This is a genomic window from Paenibacillus sp. 32352 (assembly GCF_002042965.1).
Lineage (GTDB): Bacteria > Bacillota > Bacilli > Paenibacillales > NBRC-103111 > Paenibacillus_S > Paenibacillus_S vulneris.
The window spans coordinates 158,947-175,678 of sequence record NZ_MZNT01000009.1 but is presented as its reverse complement, the minus strand read 5'-3'; the positions used below and the strand labels follow the sequence as shown (position 1 = coordinate 175,678).

Genomic DNA, 16,732 nt, shown 5'->3' with positions numbered 1-16,732 from the left:
AATGCATAGTCTTATCTCGAGTTTCGTCTTGCGTACAGCAAATAAATAAAAAATGGAGCTCCTACAGCGGAAGTGAAGATGCCTACAGGCACATCCAACGGGAGAAAGCAGGTTCTCCCTACAAGATCGGCCAGCATGACGATGGCGCCTCCCAGCAGCGCGGAGACGGGCAGCACATTCTCGAAGCTGGAGCCGACCAGCTTGCGCGCCATATGCGGTGCAATAAGTCCGATGAAGCCTATAGCGCCCGCCACGGCGACGGCAGCTCCTGCCAGCGCCACACTGACCAGCAGCAGGAGCATCCGGTTCAGCTCTACAGAGCTTCCGACCCCTGCCGAGATGTCGTCCCCAAGCTGGCTGATGTTGACATGGCGGGCCAGAATGAAAGAAAGCGGCAGCAGGACGGCTGCCCAAGGCAAGATGGTCAGAACGTTCTCCCAGTTGGCGGCATACACAGACCCGGTCAGCCACAGATAGGCTTGACCCGCATCATTGCTGGGGCTAAACATAATCATCATCGAGGTTGCTGCAGACATAAGAGAAGACATGCCGACGCCCACCAGAATAAGCCGAAAAGGGGTTATGCCCCGCTTCCACGCCAGCAAGTACAGCACAATGGAGACGGCCGCCCCTCCTATTAATGCTGCAACCGGCAGCCAGCGAATGCTCAAGCTGCCTGCAAAATAAGTAAGAAAGCCTACGGCGGCTACGGAAGCCCCGCCCGTTACTCCCATGATATCCGGCGAAGCCAACGGATTGCGGACGATGCCCTGCAGCATCGCTCCGGCTGCGGCCAGCGATGCTCCCGCAAGCAAGCCGACCAAAATCCTCGGCAGCCTCAGCTTCTGAATCACCATGGAATAGTCATCAGAGCCTGCTCCGAGCAGGCTTAGAACCACGTTCCACGGAGAGATATACAGCTCTCCCATCCCGGTGCTCAGGATGGCTATCAGCAAACAAGCTGATAAAAGCGCAAGCGACACCCACATCGTTTTCTTGTGCATCAGCATGGAGAGACGGCCTTGCTTAGTGCGCAAAGGGACATATTGCTTCATGATCGAGCCAACCCCTTCCGCGCGATATACATGAAGAACGGGGCTCCGATTAACGCGGTCATGACACCTACGGGCATCTCTTCCGGAATCATGATGAACCGGGCGACCAGATCCGCCGCAAGGAGAAGAATGGCTCCCAGTACAGCGCAGTACGGGATCACCCACCGGTGGTCCACCCCGGTAAAAAATCGCGAAATATGCGGGATGACAATCCCGATGAAGCCGATCGGTCCGGCAACGGATACGGAGCCGCCGGCCAGTACAACGATAATGAGCCCGGCCGTCACTTTAACCCACATCGTCCTCTGTCCCAAGCCTTTCGCCGTGTCCTCTCCCATCATCAGAAGATTCATATCCTTGGCTATGGCCCATGCCGCTATCCAACAAAGGATCATGTAAGGCAGAACTGCGATTAAATTATCGGGGGACCGGCCGGCGATCGTGCCTGTCAGCCAGTAGAGCACCGTATTCAAGCCCTGCTTATTCAAGACGAGAATGGCCTGGGTAAAAGAAGAAAATAAAGCGGTCATTGCCGCACCGGCCAAAACAATCTTCAAAGGCGTTAACCCGTCGCGTCCGGCCGAACCCAATACATACACGATAATGGCGGCGCCGGCCGCTCCAATAAAGGCCAGCACCATAAGCATCTGCATGGATGTGACAGAGAATACCACTGCTCCTAATACGACAAGGAAGGAGGCACCGGCATTCACCCCGAGTACGCTTGGTGCCGCCAGCGGATTACGAGTCAGCGTCTGCATGATCGCGCCTGCTATCGCGAGACTTGCACCGATCGACGCAGCAATAAACGCCCTCGGTATCCGGGTTGTGCGGACAATGACCTGCTCGGTAATTTCCTCATTGTAATGAAAAGCTGCATCCCACGCCGTATGCCAGCTGTAGTTCGTCGCTCCGAACAGGATGCTTGAGGCAGCGCACAGCAGCATAAGGATACATCCTGCCAATAATCCGAACCACTTCCATCCGGTTGTTGATTTGCTTGCTATCATCTGAGAATCTCCCTGTGATGCACAAATGAATGAGCACCCCGGCTCATTCATAGGCATGTATTAGCTATTTGATATCGAAGTATTTGTACAGATCTTCGAGCATCGCTTTTGCTGCCGTAGCACCGCCGCTTAAATTCCATGTAATGACATCTACTTTGAAATATTTAGCGTTCTTGACGCCTTTCAAGCCTTTCCATAGCGGATGCGATGTCCAGTCGCCTTGTGTTTTCGCGTGGTTCGCATCACTTGTGATCTGGGTGATGTCGAATATGTAGTCCCCGTCAAGCTGAGACATCTGTTCTTTCGAAGTTAAGTTGACGACGTTCTTGCCTTCCACCTGCTGAGCTTTTGGCCGGTTAAGTCCCAGCTCTTTAAATATCGTCCCTGCAAAACCCGTGACATATATCCGCGCGCTGCCGTCCTTCTCAAACCGGATCAGCGACACTTCCGTATTCGCAAGCTTATTGCCCACCTTTTGCTTGAATTCGGCGACACGCTTATCCCAATCGCTCAAGAATTTGGCCGCTTCGTCTTCTTTATCCAGAGCATCCGCAGCCATCTTCAAGTTTTCCTTCCAATCAAACAATTCCTCCATAATGATCGTAGGGGCGATGCTGTTGAGCTGAGGGTATATTTTTTCGTGACGTGTTTTTTGTCCAATGATTAAATCAGGCTTCAAAGCCATTATGGCTTCCACATTCGGCTGAAGCTCATCCCCCAAGTTCTTGACCCCCTCCATTTGAGGACGCAAATAGTTGTACCAAGGCTTTTGATCCCAGGATTCTACAGCCCCGACCGGTTTTACGCCAAGTGTGACAACAATATCTACAGCGCCGTTAAACAGGACGACGACGCGCTCCGGTTTCTTCTTCAACGTTACCGTACCCATAGCGTGTTTAATTGTTTTCTCTGTGTAGGCGGCAGCGCCTTGCGGCGGCTTACCTCCATCGGCAGCCTGACCGCTATTGTTCTTATCCCCGGTCCCAGCCGTACTCGACTGTCCGCAAGCTGAAACCGCCAGCGCCAGGACTAGCACCAACATCATTTTTATTACTCTCATCCGATTGCTTCCCCCCGTAATTAGACCTTTCAGTTGATACTGATAATTATTATCAATTATAGGAGGCAGACTTTTCCTTGTACATATCCAATATTAGCCGTTTCACATACTAAATTTATCCCATCTTCCCCTGTACACCGTTTCAGCTTTATAATATGGAACCCTGAGTTGAGCTACAGCGCAAATAGCCCTCTTTTGTCTGAAGAAAATAATGTTATAGGCTGGAAAAGAAAGTACTCGACTTGCGCAGGCGAAATTGACAAGTATTTGAGTGAAAAATTCTATCATTTTCAAAAAACACCTCCAAGGTTATTTCCATATCTAACGACATGGTAAACATCACTTGAAGGTGTTTTGTACATATCTTAGCGACGCTCGACGGCTACGCCCCCAAAAACGCCCCACAGATTTGCAGGATCATTTAAGTATTTATGCGGAAACCCCAGCTCAATCGCACTTATCGCATCGAGTCTATGCAGCTGCGCTTCAGACAGCTTCAGATCCAGCATGTTCAAATTGCTTTCAAGCTGCCCAGCTTTACTAGCACCCAGCAAAATAGATGTAACGGACGGTTGGGCTCTCAGCCATGCCAACGCAACATGTGCTGCCGGAGCATTCACTTCATCTGCTACCTTTTTGACTTCATCCACGATATTAAATACTCGCTCGTTTAACATGCCATGGCTAGCCATCATGGTTATCCGTGAACTCCAGCCCTCGGATTCCATATTTCGCTGCTGCAAATCCTCTCTTGAATATTTTCCGGTCAAAAGACCGTTAGCCAGAGGCGACCAGACAATAATCCCGAGCCCCATTTCCTGAGCCATCGGAGTGAGCTCTCTTTCCGACGTTCTCTCGATCAGACTATGTTCGTTTTGCAGAGCAATTAGAGGAGACCATCCTCTCAGGTCTGCGATCGTCTGCATCCGTGAAATCTGCCAAGCTGGCGTATCCGATATCCCTGCATAGAGCACCTTGCCCGCTCGCACAAGATCATCCATGGCCCGCAGAACTTCTTCAACCGGCGTCGTATTGTCCCAGGAGTGCAGATACAGCAGGTCGATATAATCTGTTTTCATTCGTGACAAACTCTTTTCAACAGAGCGAATCATATTTTTTCTGTGATTTCCGCCTGCATTCGGGTCCCCTTGGTGCGTATTCATCGTATACTTTGTAGCAAGAACGATACGCTCACGCCGCTCGCCTAGAATGTCACCCAACATTTTTTCCGAGCTTCCGTTCGTGTAACCGCTGGCCGTATCGACAAAATTTCCGCCCCGATCAAGATAAATGTCCAGCATATTGCGTGCTTCATCCTTGTCTGCACCCCATCCCCAATCCGTTCCGAAAGTCATGGTGCCAAGAGCAAGCTCCGAGACGCGTAATCCGCTTTTTCCTAATAAATAATATTTCATAAATGCCTCCTAATCATAGTTATTCATTTTTTTCAAAACTGGAAATCTTTCTTTTTTTATAAGAAAATGATCATCGTTGGATGCGCCGCTTTTTACATGAATCACCCCCTTCAAGTAATATCTCTCCACCATGGAACCGATGGCATTTCGGAAGAACCAATCTCAACACTTTCACCTATGCGAGGTACCGCGATGACGACGCTTCTTTCAGCTGCAGCCTTGAGAACACGCTTGATCGGTTCATCCCAGTCATGGAACGCGAGTGTAAATGCGCCCCAATGAACCGGGAGCAATATGTTACCGTGAAGTTCAATGTGGGCTTGAACTGTCTCCTCGGGCAGCATATGCAGTGGCCACAAGCCATTGTTGTCGTATTGTCCAGCCTCAATTAATGTCAGATCAAAGGGACCGCAGATTTCGCCAATCTCTTTAAAGTGAGGGCCGTAGCCGCTATCTCCGCTAAAAAATATCTTTGTATGTTTTCCTTCAATAATCCAGGAACACCACAGCGTAGTGTTTTTCCTAAAAATCCCTCTTCCCGATGAGTGCTTTGCCGGTGTGCAGCGAAACTTCAGTCCTTCAAACCCAAATTCCTCCCACCAGTCAAGCTCCACAATCTTGTCAGGAACAACACCCCATCTTTCCAAACGGCCGTCAACCCCAAGAGGGACAAGAAATGTTCTCACTTTATCTTTTAATTTCATGATAGACCTGAAATCCAGATGATCATAGTGATCATGTGAGATAAGCACCGCATCAATCTGCGGAAGATCCTCGATTTCAATGGGCAATTGTTCGCTATAACGTCTGCCGCCCTGAAAGGAGAGGAATAGGACTCAAATATCGGATCTAACAGTAATAGCCGCCCCTCCAGCTGAATTAACGAAGTAGAGTGCCCGAGCCATGTAACAGCCGTTTTATTAACATCTTCCTTTGATAAAGGTGCCACGATTCGCTGGACCGGAAGTATTTCTTTCGGCCGAGCCCTGGGATTGCCTTTGATATATTGCCGCAAGATGGGGAGCAAAGCCTTCACGTTGTAATCGACAGTCGTTTCAACAGGATATTTAAACCTCCCGTTTACGAAGTTTTTGGATGTTTGATATTCCGTTCTTCTCTTACTGGACATAGGTACCAACTCTCCAATTGTTTATTAAAATCAATAAAAATTGAACGTTCATTCATTTATGATTTAAAAAAAGAAGGACTCCTTATGCTTTGACTGCGTCCCAGCTTGATTGAATCAAGTCCTTCACATTTTTATCATTAAATTCAAATTCTCTTCTGTAATATTGCTTGGCAAGCTCGGTAACAGGAGCATAAATCAAAACTAACATCAGCATGGTATCGTAATCTTTAAGCAGCTTCTGTTCTTTGCCTTCCTCAATCAATTTATAAAAAGGCTGGAACATCATACTGGAATCTTCAAGATACAAATTCTCGACAAGCGGTGAGTTGCAAAATTGTTCATAGAAGAGGAATTCATCTTTATGGTTAAGAATGAATTCAATATAGTTGCTCATAATCAGTTCAAATCTTTCCTTGACCGGCATTGGATGATGAACACCCTGGAACATACTTGAACTAATCTTTTGCTCGACATTCAAAAACAGCTTCCTCAGCATGTCCTCCTTGTTTTCGAAGTAAACATAGATCGTTCCTGGCGATACCTGAGCCCGTTTGGCGATTTTAGACATGGAAATTTCAGAGAAGCCGATCTCATTCAAAAGCTGTATGGTTGCTTGAAAAATAGCTTCATTTTTATTTTTGTCCTTATATCTCATGGTTGAATAATAAACGATCATTCAATTAAAGTCAAATACGCTGACATGTGAAGTCGCTAATGGGTCTGGGAAGAAACGTAACGGCCGCTGCTCCCATCGACTTAGGCAACAACTTCCCCTCCTCACCCTTTAGTACCTGAGCTTTTCTTTTAACCTATTTCGGGTATCATCCAGAATGACCGGGGTAATGGAGCCGCTGCTATACTTGAAAAAGCTGTACACATCTCCATTTCCCGACTGAATGTACCATTGTCCGTCCTCCTGAAAGGGAAAAGCAAACTGCGGCTCGCTGCCCCCGGCAAAGAATGAATTAGCCGCAGGGGCGATATGCGCGGTTTCAAACTGCTTCACGTCAGGATTCCACCGATAAACGGCAACATAAGGATCCTGTGTCCACAGCGTCTCAATGATTTCAGCCTTATGGTCACCATCAAGATCGAGCTTGTAAATCTCATGCATCTGGAAATCGTTATCCTTAACCCATTTACGGGAGTCCTCCCTGTAGTAAAAGATGCTTAATCCGATGGAGCCATTCACTTCAAATTCCGGAACCGTCCCTCCTCTCCACTGGGAAGGCTCCACCTTACTCGATCCGTCGCCCGAAAGCCGCCCTAAGCTATACCAGGTATCCTGATCCTGCAAGTAGCCATAAATGAGATTCTTATCGTCTTTATGTGCGTAAAGGTGAACAAGGATAGATTGCTCATGGCTTGTCTGAACCTCGATTGTATGTAAAAAGACCTCTTCCTTAGGGGGCTTCTCTTCACGTAACTCCTGAAATTCAGTTGAAGGCAGCGGAGAAAATTCCAGCTCAAGAGAGGGTTGGGCAGACAGCTCTTGATAGTGCGGTTGTTCCAAAACCTGCTGTGGGATCAGTGACGCTGCACCCTGGGTCTTACTTTCAGCAGCCCCCGAACAGCCGGTGACCAATATCGTCAGGGCCATAAATCCAATCCATCGTTTCACTTACATTCTCCTCACTAATCTCCGGCATCTCTCCGTATGGGAAAACAAATGTCTGTCCACGAGTCCTCCGACTCCGGACCTTGGTGCCGTTCACCGTAGATTTCGAAATTGTTTTTCAAACGGGCTTCAATTGTCCACCATCGGTGAATTCATTACCGATATAAACCACCAGAGAAAAAGAAACGGAAGCAGGCAGACTATGGTTAGGAGCAGCACAACAACTCTATTGCTTTCTTTGCTCATTATCATCACTCTCAGTTCTGAAAGCTCTTCCTAAACCATAGACGCATTTCACTAAAGTAAAGTTATATACCGCGCCTATTTTATGAAAAGTAAGCTGCCTCTGCTGTTCCTCATAGCTGCAGCAATGCATAAGCGCCCCCCATAGATGCAAATAATACTGTAATAAATTAACATTCGGAGGGCGGCATATGTGGAATATTATTGTTAATTCGCTTATATTGGCGGCTATGGGTACCGTATTTTTAAGATTGGCAGGACGAAAATCTTTATCTCAAATGACGACGCCTCAAATCGTTATTCTGCTATCTATCGGTGCTATTCTTGGTTCGGAGGCCGGCGGCAAAGGCATAGGCTATTCCTTATTAGCCGCTGCGACGTTCATTGCATTTTTAGTGGCTATGGAATTTCTCACCCTTCATTGGAACCGTTCGGAAAAGATATTAAAAGGCAAATCCGTCCTTGTCATTTCGGAAGGACAATTGGTGTTGGATAACCTGAAGAAGCTTCGCATGTCCGTAGATGATCTGGAGAAACGGCTGAGAATCGCCGGGATTTCAAGCATCCGGAACGTAAAGACCGGTACAATCGAAGACAATGGAGAGTACGGGTATGAGCTGATGCCCCACGCCCAGCCGGTAACTAGGAGCGATCTGGAGCTAATGCTGGGAGTGAAGCTCGGAACGCCAGCCCCGTCTCCCAATATTTTCACAGAAGTCAGCAAGGACCGGCATGACCGCGAGATTCCGCCAAGGCTTCAATAAGCCTTCGGGCTCTTTCCCGAACGATCAGCTGCTAATTACAACCCAATCATCCAGCCTTTTCGATTCAACAGGCAGCTGCCCCTGCTTTATCCATTCCACGGCCTGAACAACTAGCGGGGATGCATTATCTTCCGTAATGTCTCGAGTGGAAACCCATAAGGCACCTAAAGAATCTTGCCCATCGAAAGGGTCCGGCTTCGGAGCCAACACTCCGCCCAGCTCTTGAACCAGGTAAAATACAGCCACATGATGAATATGAGAGGTTCCCTTTTTACGCAATGCATAGGGAACTATATAGTCGCACACACCGAGATTCCTTTCCATTCGTACCTTCAACCCTGTTTCCTCGACAAATTCCCTTATCACCGCATCGTTCAAGGTTTCATGCTCCTCTACAGTACCTCCCGGAAGATCGTAACGCCCGATATAGGGGCCGCCCCCTTTTCGGATCACTAACAAATCCTCCTGACGCAAGCAAATCCCATACGCTCCTAAATGGCGGTGCCATACTTCCTTAGGTTCTGTCATCCATACCTCCATGAAATAGGTAAATTAAGAGCCTTATTTGTCCTCGGCTGCGAAATACCGGTTACCGTCGATATCGCTAAAATACAGCCACCACCCGCATCCGCCGCCATCCTCCAAGGTCGCTGTAATACCGCTATCAATCAGCTTTTGCTGAAGCTCTGAACAGGTACCTGATGATGAATCACCGATTGAATCCCCATACAATGCCCTCCCTTAGAAAGTAAATTCCATATTTACCCAATAACAATACCGTACATTTGTTCTTATGTAAATGATCTTTTTTTAAATGGCAGTTATGTAAAAAAGGGCCGCCGGATGATTCCAGCAGCCTCATGGTGTCTACTATGTCAATAACATGATGTTATTTTGCGTACAATCTAACATATTCGGGATAGGCACGAAGATGGATTTCTTTGGCCCGTCTTTGCGTCTTTTCTTTGACCTCCGGTATGCTCTCCGCCTCCACATAATCAGCAAGAATATCAATAACATCATCCAGCAGCTTGGCTCTGAAGTAAAGCTCCATTCTCTCGAGCAGCTCTTCCCCTGCCAAACCTACGACCCGCTCCTTCCACCAAGGCCATTTGGGGGAGCGAACCATCGGCCAAAGAAGCACGGAGTAGTCCATCGCAGCGTCCCCGTCGGTCTCCAGATTATCCCAATCGATAATCCGAAAATGACCGCTATCCTCGATTAAAACATTTTGCCAGTTCAAATCGTTATGCACGACATCCTGCGCCTGCTTCTGAAAAGCTGCGTTTCCGCTCACCATCCGTCTCAAGGCTTCAACTTCATGATCAAACCATTCCAAAGTGCTGTCCGTCACAAAGTCCAGCAAATGCCGTTTGGCCCGAACGACTTGCATATCCTCTTCGAAACGGGCAACGTATTCCTCTATAAAGGCATCCGCGTAAGAGCGACCCTTCGCCTTCCCTGCGATTCTGTGCCGTATCTCTGCATCGGAATGCAGCCGCTTCAGTACGTTCAGAAGCTTCTCAACGACCAGATCCGGATTGGAAATGGAGCTTAGCGGCTCTCCCTTAATATATTCAAACACCAGGCCATAGGGATACCCGGGCAGGATCTCCTGCGTCACTTCTCCCACCAGCCAGGGGGCGTGATACTGATGGGACAGATACTCGCTAATCAGGGTCCATTGCTTAAGACTAGAAGCATTTTCTTCCGTTGAAAGCTTGACATGCCGTATCGTCTCCCCGTCGGAAATCCGATAGGACTGATTGACGAATCCTCCCGGATTCCAAATATACTCAGCCTTCGTATCCGCTCCCTTCAACCCTAACGAAGATGAGTTTGCGGCGGCCCATTCTTTCATTCGCTGCTCGGCGGCATGCAGGTCCATCCCTTTTCCCCCTTCGGCTTAATCATAATCCATTTTCACAGCGGCAGTTCGGCAGTAAGGTTATATCTTGACCGTCAAATTGTGCAGCAAGCGTTCTCCTTCAGAGGCAAAGCCTTTCCGGCTTCTTATAAACTCTTCTACCTCCGACAGCTTCGCCGGTCTGTACCCGGGTCCCCCGCATCCGCAGGAATGATAAGTAAAGCCGTGATGATACAGCTGCTCGATCTTCAACCATTTTTTAAGGTCATTTTGCCTAGGCGCCTTAAAATCATGCCCCATATCCTTCATGACTTCTCCGCATTGGGGACAGTTGTAATGTCTGTTCTGGGCTTCCTGTTGATTTAACTCATAACGGGAGGTTTGTTTGAACACTTTGCGGCAGGCAAAACAAGCGTAAATATCCTTGTATGGACCGTACATCGCGTAGCGGCACATCTGAATCACATCCTTCATCAAATCATTAGTATCATAGCTTAGCAACGAAATACCCCCACTAAGATCTTATTATCCAGGTGAGGGCATCGTCCGTTATTTTTTCATTTGGTCAAAAGCATCCGGGTACACTATCGTCTTGAACACTTCTTTTGTTGCCTCGTCCTTGATTTGGATGGACACTTTCAGCTTTTCCGAAGAAACCCCATTAAACAATTGGTAATACATAGCGCTCATGCCAAGCCCTAAGGATGCAATTCCGTCAAAGCTTTTTTCATAGGCGCCTTTATCCACAATCAATGTAAACTCGGAGAAAGATTTGTTATGAGTGACATCCTTAATGGACTTGAAGTTATTGCCGCTCTTCAAATCTTCGACGGAATCCGTAATGGACTTCTCCATTTTCTTCATCATCTCGGCGTGGACCGATTTAGGCATTTTATAGGTGACGGAACCATCCGGATTTGGGGTTACATCCTTCACCCCGTCAGCCTTTGCTTTTTCGATGACTTTGTCCATATCCTGGTTCTTAAATAAAGATGCCGGGAGAGTGATTTCAACGTTCAAGAGCCCTTTATCCACTTGGACTTTCTGTGCTTCACCCTCTTGCTTAGCGGTCTCTGTGCCTCCGGCCTGGCTTGTGGTTGGTGCAGCAGTCTGCTCTTTAGGCTGACACCCCGCTAGGAGTAAAATGCATGCTGCGGCGATTACGAATGGTTTCATCTGATGAATGGCCCCCCATGTCTTCCGTGAAAAATAAAATGCCTCCAAGGTGCTTCCCCCAGGAGGCGCGTGATCCGCTGTTTCCGGACGAGAACGATAATACCATATCCATCCAAAAATGGTCAAATTGCGATCTGCTTCTTGAATAAAAAAAAGAGCGACCGTTTTAAACCGCACCTGCGGAAATAAAGGTCACTCTTACTAGCTATAGGGTCAGCCCCTACGAAACACTATGCATTTTAGTACACGTCGCGTTGGTAACGTCCTTGCTCTTGCATCGTATTGAGGTACGCTTCAGCCGCTTCGCGAGTCATGGAGCCTTCTTTTTCAATGATATCAATCAAAGCGTTGTGAACATCCTTCGCCATATACTGCTTATCGCCGCATACGTAGAAGCAAGCACCGCCTTCCAGCCATGCAAACAATTCCTTGCTGTTTTCAAGCATTTTATGCTGAACGTATACTTTTTGCTCTGAATCACGGGAGAATGCGGCATCGATCCGAGTCAATACGCCGTCTTTTTGATATCCTTCCAGCTCGCTTTGGTATAGGAAGTCCGTCGCTGCATGCTGGTCGCCGAAGAACAGCCATGCTCTTCCGGACGCTTTGCTCACCGCACGCTCCTGGATGAAGGAGCGGAATGGCGCGATTCCTGTTCCCGGACCTACCATAATAATATCGGTGTCCTGAGATTCCGGAAGATTAAAGTGCTTGTTTTGTTGAATAAAAATCGGAAGCGTGTCACCTTCATGAAGACGCTCTGCGCATTGAACGGAGCAAACCCCTTTGCGTTCGCGTCCATGGGCCGTATAGCGCACCGCACCGATCGTCAGATGCACTTCTTCAGGATTGGCGGCAATGCTGCTTGCAATGGAATACAGCCGCGGAGGCATCTTTCTCAACAAAGCAACCAGCTCTTGGGCAGATGCTTTCCAAGGACCGAAATCCCGAAGCATATCAAGAAAATCACGGCCTTCGGTATATTCCTTCAATTGATTCGCGTCGGCCGCCATCGCTTTCAGCTTCTCGTTATCGGTAAATTCGGCCGCCTGCTGGAGCATTTTTCTCGACAACAATGTGAGCTCAAAGTAGGTAGACAACGCTTCTTTTAATGGCAGCGTGTCCCCTTGCTTGCTCACGGCAACAGGCTGATCTCCATCCCAGTTCATTTCGCTCAGAATGGAAGCTACCAGCTCTGGATCATTGGTAGGAAGAATACCTAGGCAGTCACCTGGAACATATGAAAGGTCGGATCCTTTTAACGAGAGCTCGAGATGTCTCGTTTCTTTTTTGGAGCCTGCACCGTTTAAGTTTACATTTTTAATTACTTTGGCTTGGAACGGATTCGTTCTTGAATAAGTTGTAGGCACTACAGTCGATTGCATAGATTTCACCTCTAAAAGTTGTTTGTAAGTAGGATACCACAAGAATGAAAAATCAGATATGTTTTTTCACGTAAATTTTCTTATTATTGACAAAAAGGATGGTTTTATTACTTAATCTGTCAAAAAAGGACGAGCAGGCCGATATATAAATTGTTGTGAAACTTTCCTCAGCCCTTGCTCGTAGTATATGATAGAACTAAGCCTAAGCTTACAACTCGGCTGGGCTTAGGAATGTTCAAATGAATTCCAAATACTTTAGGAGGAAACAATGGACCCCGAACCGGAACGAGAAAATTTATTGGAATTACTGAAGAAAGGTAACAAATCTTCTGCACTGGCGATGATCGGCAACGCTTTGATTGCCGCAGTCAAGGGTGTGGGTGCTGCCATGAGCGGCAGCGGAGCTATGTTCGCTTCATCCATGCATTCATTGGCGGACAGCATTAACCAAGGCTTTGTATTCGCAGGCAGCATTCTTGCGGAGAAAAAACCTACCCCGCAATTCCCTACGGGATTCGGACGAGTGATTAACATTTTCTGTATGATCGCTGTGATTGTAGTAAGCATCATGGCTTACGAAACGATTCGCGAAGGATGGCATTTGCTTCAGCATCCCGTTCAGGCCGGCGGAGGATTCTGGTTAAATATCGGAGCGTTATTGTTTAACCTCGCTGTCGACGGAGCTATCTTGTTGAAAGCGATGAAGGAAATTACGAAGGAAGCCCGGGTCGAAACCAAGGGATTCGGATTTATTTTTTCATCTTTTAAACACGTGGGCCGCTCAGCGCCTCCTACTCGTCTTGTGTTTTACGAGGATCTGGTTGCTGTTACGGGCGCGGTATTAGCTTTGGCAGCCGTGCTGATCACTTCTTTGACGGCCTTTAATGCGTTGGATGGCGTCGTTACCATCCTTATCGGCTTATTAATGGTAGGCGTAGCCTTTAGAGTCGGTTATGACAATATGGTAGGCTTAATCGGTGTAGCTGCTCCCCGTGATGTAGCTGAGAGGGTCGCCATGCTGATTCTTTCCGATAAAGATGTAACCGACATTAACGACCTCCGGATTACCCAGGAGGGACGCTATTACCACGTCGATGCTATGATAGAATTACGCAAAGGCTTAACATTGGCCGATGCTGACGATATAAAGTTTCGGGTTCAGGATAAGCTGATAGCTGATCCCGATATTACGGATGTTGTGTTAGGAATTATTGAGGATAATGGTGTCAAAGACTGGACGCCCGAGGTTCTTAACGAATTTGCTTAATGATTAAGGAAAAAAGCTGCGGCATTGATATGGATACCATCCATGTCAATGCCGTTTTTTGTGCTTGCCTCGGGCTGTAAATGTCAGCCTGTGCACTCGACTATGCTGGCTGCCGGGGCAAGCTAACCGGCGTAGTTCTATTCACCAGCCTGATTATCGTCCGGTGATGCCCCGGTCTCCGGCGGCTGTGCTGCCGATTCTTCTGCGCCGTTACTTGGGGCGGAAGCCAGGATTTCCTTCAAGCGGCTTTGAACACTATCCATCAGCTCTTGAAATTGTGCTGCCTGGTTGGAGGCAGGGTCGTCTTTAGCAGCAGCTGCGGCGCTGGCCATTAAATAGATCACCCCGGACCATTCCTTCATAAAGCCGCGCAAATCACGTTTCCCATAGCCGCTGCCGGAGAAGCGTTGGCGCCCGTGACGTTCCCAGCGGGTCTCGGTACGATCATCGGCCTCAGCCCCTTCCCTTTCGCGAAGAGTGGCCAGACCCTCTTCCGTTATACGGTACAACTTCTTACCGTCTGCTTCAGTGCTGTCTATCAGCTTCATATCCTCCAGCAGCTGAAGATTAGGGTAGATCGAGCCTGCGCTCGGGGTGTACAATCCGCCGGTTTTTTCCTCCATGGCCTTGATCAATTGATATCCGTGCATAGGCTCCGCTTCCAACAATCGCAGTAAAGCAAATTTGAACTCCCCGCGTTCAAAAAAACGGCGCTTGCCTTCACCGCGCCCCCCAAAGCCCCCGCGCGAACCGCCATGGCGGTGCCTTGAAAATTTCTCTTGGAAAGCCTCTTGATGAAGAAATCTTCTGCGCTCTTTATGACGACCATGATAATATTTCATTCTATACCCACTCCTCAATACGATATATCGTTATATTATAACGATATATCGTATTGGTCAATAGCTGTTTAAACTGCACCAACAGATTCATTCGCTAACGAACCTTCGAGAGACTGTTACATCCCTTCCCCCACATGAAACTTCAGATATATAAGAGGGATTTTCAGCAAACAAAAAAACAGCTGCTTGCTTAAGGCAGCTGCTCCTTGTACTCGCACAGGCCGCCGCGCGGCATATGCCTGCTCATAATGAGATTTATTCCAGAATGGTTTGGAATTAAGCTGTTTTTAAAGATTGCCGGGCTCTAACCATCTTGGAAAATAAAAAACGGACTAGCGGCCCCATGATCAGTAACTGCAGAGGAAAAGCGAATACCAGATTTTTAATAAAAATCAAAAGGTAGCTTTTTATCAAGGAATCTGAAGGAAGTCCATTATTGATAGAAGCCGTTATCAGGCCGTAGAACGACATGAATGTTACCATTCCAAGCACCATGCAGCCGGACATGGCCAGGATCAGCAGCAGCTTCTTGCTCTTGTCAAACGGCAGTTTGGAAACCACCTTCCCGGCTATCGGGCTCACCACCAGCAGCTCCAACGCTGCAGCAACCAGGAAGGTTACGATAAGCTGGAGCAATCCTTTCATAAACGTCATTCCGCTAAGCAAATCATTCATCAGCAGGTTATAGAAGGTCATTGCTATAACCATTCCGCAGCACATCATCAGTCCAAAACAAATTCCTTGCTTTTTCGTTGTAGGCAAATCCTTTCTTCCCTTCTTTTATTTTTCTTTGTAAGTATAGCGAAACGAAAATTTTCTCATAAGTGAACGTTTTGTGAATTTTCAGCAGAACAAAAAAGAGCAGACCGCTGTGGGTACCTGCTCTACGTATTGGATTTTGCGGCTATTTCATTATCTGCGGGTCATTGAAGGATGGTCATTACGCTAATCGTCCACATGGTTAATGCGAACATCATGCCGCTCCAAAACAACTCGGCGGTGTATTTTTTCTCTTATGAACGATTTTCTCTATGGCTTTCAGGAATATCCATACAAAGAGAAAGCTGAATACCGGAACAAAGTACATGGCACTAAAGCCGAAAATCACCATAGCTGCTCCCCCAGACTCGAAATCATTTCATCGTCTGCTGCGAATGAACCCTGTTTAAGCGATCTGGACAATTCTTGCATTTTGGCATAGCGGATAAGTATGGATAAAGCCGGATATAGAAGCTTTCATCTCCTCAAAGGAATCCCCGTAAAAATATAAAGCCGTTTCGGTATTCCCATGCCAGTACCGTTCCACTTCTCCCTTAGATCCCACAAGCGCGGATAACTCCTCTAATACGACATTGCAATCGCACTCCGCGTAAACATTGGCAGGAAGATGGACCCCATCCAGATAAACCGCCAGTCCTTCCTTTTGGCCAAAGTCAATGCGTTCGTCTGAATCTTCTATCATGAGATGCGATCCTTTGGGAGCGCCCGCGTCTTCAAGGATTCCAATCACTTTACGGATAATCATTTCGCGATCGTTCCCGCTATGAAGTTGAATTTCAATATCGCAGAACAGAATTTCCCCCGACTGGGACTGCATCGTCCCTCCTCCGATGATTTCACCGTAGTTATTGGAGCAGAGAAATTCATCCAACGGATCCTCATACAGCCCCGCTCTATCTACCGGCATTATTTTGTCGTTCAATTGAATAACCATAACGATTCCATGTTCATTCGACATCCTCTCACCCCTCCCAGATCTATTCGACGCTTGGAAAATAATCCCTCCCCTTCAATTGGAAAAAGTGCTGGTTTTCATTTGTAATAAAACTGAAATATACCATTCATCTTCCTTTAATGTTGCTGGGCTATACTAATACCTGACCCCCTTTTTAATATATAAA

17 protein-coding genes and 2 pseudogenes are annotated in these 16,732 nt (G+C 47.5%); 2 read left to right on the top strand and 17 right to left on the bottom strand.

Features of this window, described 5'->3' with window-relative positions; all coding sequences use genetic code 11:
• Positions 1-11 precede the first annotated feature (11 nt).
• From B1728_RS21240 to B1728_RS21205, 8 genes and pseudogenes are all read right to left on the bottom strand, one after another.
• Positions 12-1,055, bottom strand: a complete 1,044-nt coding sequence (locus tag B1728_RS21240) for a FecCD family ABC transporter permease (protein ID WP_079912405.1) — start codon at positions 1,053-1,055, stop codon at positions 12-14.
• Positions 1,052-2,065, bottom strand: a complete 1,014-nt coding sequence (locus B1728_RS21235) for a FecCD family ABC transporter permease (RefSeq protein ID WP_079912404.1) — start codon at positions 2,063-2,065, stop codon at positions 1,052-1,054. Before B1728_RS21235 ends, B1728_RS21240 begins: the two co-directional genes overlap by 4 nt.
• A gap of 64 nt (positions 2,066-2,129) precedes the next feature.
• The gene (locus B1728_RS21230; RefSeq protein WP_079912403.1) at positions 2,130-3,125 is read right to left on the bottom strand and encodes an ABC transporter substrate-binding protein; all 996 of its coding nucleotides are present in this window, start codon (positions 3,123-3,125) and stop codon (positions 2,130-2,132) included.
• Positions 3,126-3,490: 365 nt separating this feature from the next.
• Complete coding sequence (locus B1728_RS21220) at positions 3,491-4,540, bottom strand: aldo/keto reductase (protein ID WP_079912401.1); 1,050 nt, start codon at positions 4,538-4,540, stop codon at positions 3,491-3,493.
• 110 nt (positions 4,541-4,650) lie between these two features.
• The gene (locus B1728_RS36905; RefSeq protein ID WP_256865457.1) at positions 4,651-5,292 is read right to left on the bottom strand and encodes an MBL fold metallo-hydrolase; all 642 of its coding nucleotides are present in this window, start codon (positions 5,290-5,292) and stop codon (positions 4,651-4,653) included.
• 459 nt (positions 5,293-5,751) lie between these two features.
• Positions 5,752-6,165 carry a TetR family transcriptional regulator C-terminal domain-containing protein gene (locus B1728_RS21210; protein WP_256865456.1) on the bottom strand — a complete coding sequence of 138 codons (414 nt, stop codon included), beginning with the start codon at positions 6,163-6,165 and terminating at the stop codon, positions 5,752-5,754.
• Positions 6,166-6,168: 3 nt separating this feature from the next.
• A pseudogene (locus tag B1728_RS36900) lies at positions 6,169-6,324 on the bottom strand (TetR/AcrR family transcriptional regulator); the annotation flags it as partial.
• A gap of 129 nt (positions 6,325-6,453) precedes the next feature.
• Positions 6,454-7,290, bottom strand: a complete 837-nt coding sequence (locus tag B1728_RS21205; protein ID WP_079912399.1) for a hypothetical protein — start codon at positions 7,288-7,290, stop codon at positions 6,454-6,456.
• A 431-nt stretch (positions 7,291-7,721) separates the two neighbouring features.
• On the opposite strand from B1728_RS21205, the gene B1728_RS21200 reads away from it, so the two are divergent.
• A complete protein-coding gene (locus B1728_RS21200) occupies positions 7,722-8,294 on the top strand; it encodes a DUF421 domain-containing protein (RefSeq protein ID WP_079912398.1) in 573 nt (190 codons plus the stop codon).
• A gap of 24 nt (positions 8,295-8,318) precedes the next feature.
• Here B1728_RS21200 and B1728_RS21195 read toward each other — a convergent pair whose 3' ends face one another.
• The 6 genes and pseudogenes from B1728_RS21195 to B1728_RS21175 all read right to left on the bottom strand — a co-directional run.
• Positions 8,319-8,822, bottom strand: coding sequence for an NUDIX hydrolase (locus B1728_RS21195; protein WP_079912397.1), 504 nt, complete (start codon positions 8,820-8,822; stop codon positions 8,319-8,321).
• Positions 8,823-8,855: 33 nt separating this feature from the next.
• Complete coding sequence (locus B1728_RS36370; RefSeq protein WP_179136123.1) at positions 8,856-9,026, bottom strand: hypothetical protein; 171 nt, start codon at positions 9,024-9,026, stop codon at positions 8,856-8,858.
• 157 nt (positions 9,027-9,183) lie between these two features.
• A complete protein-coding gene (locus tag B1728_RS21190; RefSeq protein WP_079912396.1) occupies positions 9,184-10,182 on the bottom strand; it encodes an aminoglycoside phosphotransferase family protein in 999 nt (332 codons plus the stop codon).
• Between the two features lie 60 nt (positions 10,183-10,242).
• Positions 10,243-10,617: a hypothetical protein gene (locus tag B1728_RS21185; protein ID WP_079912563.1), complete on the bottom strand. Its 375-nt coding sequence runs from the start codon at positions 10,615-10,617 to the stop codon at positions 10,243-10,245.
• Positions 10,618-10,710: 93 nt separating this feature from the next.
• On the bottom strand, positions 10,711-11,337 hold the full coding sequence (locus tag B1728_RS21180; protein WP_079912562.1) for a hypothetical protein: 627 nt from the start codon (positions 11,335-11,337) through the stop codon (positions 10,711-10,713).
• A 239-nt stretch (positions 11,338-11,576) separates the two neighbouring features.
• Positions 11,577-12,743, bottom strand: a pseudogene (locus tag B1728_RS21175) (sulfite reductase subunit alpha); the annotation flags it as partial.
• A gap of 247 nt (positions 12,744-12,990) precedes the next feature.
• Between B1728_RS21175 and B1728_RS21170 the strand changes: the two are divergent.
• Positions 12,991-13,989, top strand: a complete 999-nt coding sequence (locus B1728_RS21170) for a cation diffusion facilitator family transporter (RefSeq protein ID WP_079912394.1) — start codon at positions 12,991-12,993, stop codon at positions 13,987-13,989.
• A 137-nt stretch (positions 13,990-14,126) separates the two neighbouring features.
• Here the strand turns inward: B1728_RS21170 and B1728_RS21165 are convergent, their stop codons facing one another.
• The 3 genes from B1728_RS21165 to B1728_RS21155 form a co-directional block, all read right to left on the bottom strand.
• Entirely contained in the window at positions 14,127-14,831 is a 705-nt protein-coding gene (locus B1728_RS21165; RefSeq protein WP_079912393.1) for a PadR family transcriptional regulator, read from the bottom strand.
• A 276-nt stretch (positions 14,832-15,107) separates the two neighbouring features.
• Positions 15,108-15,593 (bottom strand): DUF2798 domain-containing protein, encoded by a 486-nt coding sequence (locus B1728_RS21160; protein WP_079912392.1) that lies wholly within the window; start codon positions 15,591-15,593, stop codon positions 15,108-15,110.
• Positions 15,594-15,996: 403 nt separating this feature from the next.
• A complete protein-coding gene (locus B1728_RS21155; protein ID WP_079912391.1) occupies positions 15,997-16,569 on the bottom strand; it encodes a hypothetical protein in 573 nt (190 codons plus the stop codon).
• Positions 16,570-16,732: the final 163 nt, after the last annotated feature.

Coding starts and splice junctions, on each gene's coding strand:
- B1728_RS21240 (WP_079912405.1), bottom strand. CDS start 1,055: ATGAAGCAATATGTCCCTTTGCGCACTAAGCAAGGCCGTCTCTCCATG.
- B1728_RS21165 (WP_079912393.1), bottom strand. CDS start 14,831: ATGAAATATTATCATGGTCGTCATAAAGAGCGCAGAAGATTTCTTCAT.
- B1728_RS21235 (WP_079912404.1), bottom strand. CDS start 2,065: ATGATAGCAAGCAAATCAACAACCGGATGGAAGTGGTTCGGATTATTG.
- B1728_RS21170 (WP_079912394.1), top strand. CDS start 12,991: ATGGACCCCGAACCGGAACGAGAAAATTTATTGGAATTACTGAAGAAA.
- B1728_RS21185 (WP_079912563.1), bottom strand. CDS start 10,617: ATGTGCCGCTACGCGATGTACGGTCCATACAAGGATATTTACGCTTGT.
- B1728_RS21180 (WP_079912562.1), bottom strand. CDS start 11,337: ATGAAACCATTCGTAATCGCCGCAGCATGCATTTTACTCCTAGCGGGG.
- B1728_RS21155 (WP_079912391.1), bottom strand. CDS start 16,569: ATGTCGAATGAACATGGAATCGTTATGGTTATTCAATTGAACGACAAA.
- B1728_RS21230 (WP_079912403.1), bottom strand. CDS start 3,125: ATGAGAGTAATAAAAATGATGTTGGTGCTAGTCCTGGCGCTGGCGGTT.
- B1728_RS21190 (WP_079912396.1), bottom strand. CDS start 10,182: ATGGACCTGCATGCCGCCGAGCAGCGAATGAAAGAATGGGCCGCCGCA.
- B1728_RS21195 (WP_079912397.1), bottom strand. CDS start 8,822: ATGACAGAACCTAAGGAAGTATGGCACCGCCATTTAGGAGCGTATGGG.
- B1728_RS21210 (WP_256865456.1), bottom strand. CDS start 6,165: ATGCTGAGGAAGCTGTTTTTGAATGTCGAGCAAAAGATTAGTTCAAGT.
- B1728_RS21200 (WP_079912398.1), top strand. CDS start 7,722: ATGTGGAATATTATTGTTAATTCGCTTATATTGGCGGCTATGGGTACC.
- B1728_RS21220 (WP_079912401.1), bottom strand. CDS start 4,540: ATGAAATATTATTTATTAGGAAAAAGCGGATTACGCGTCTCGGAGCTT.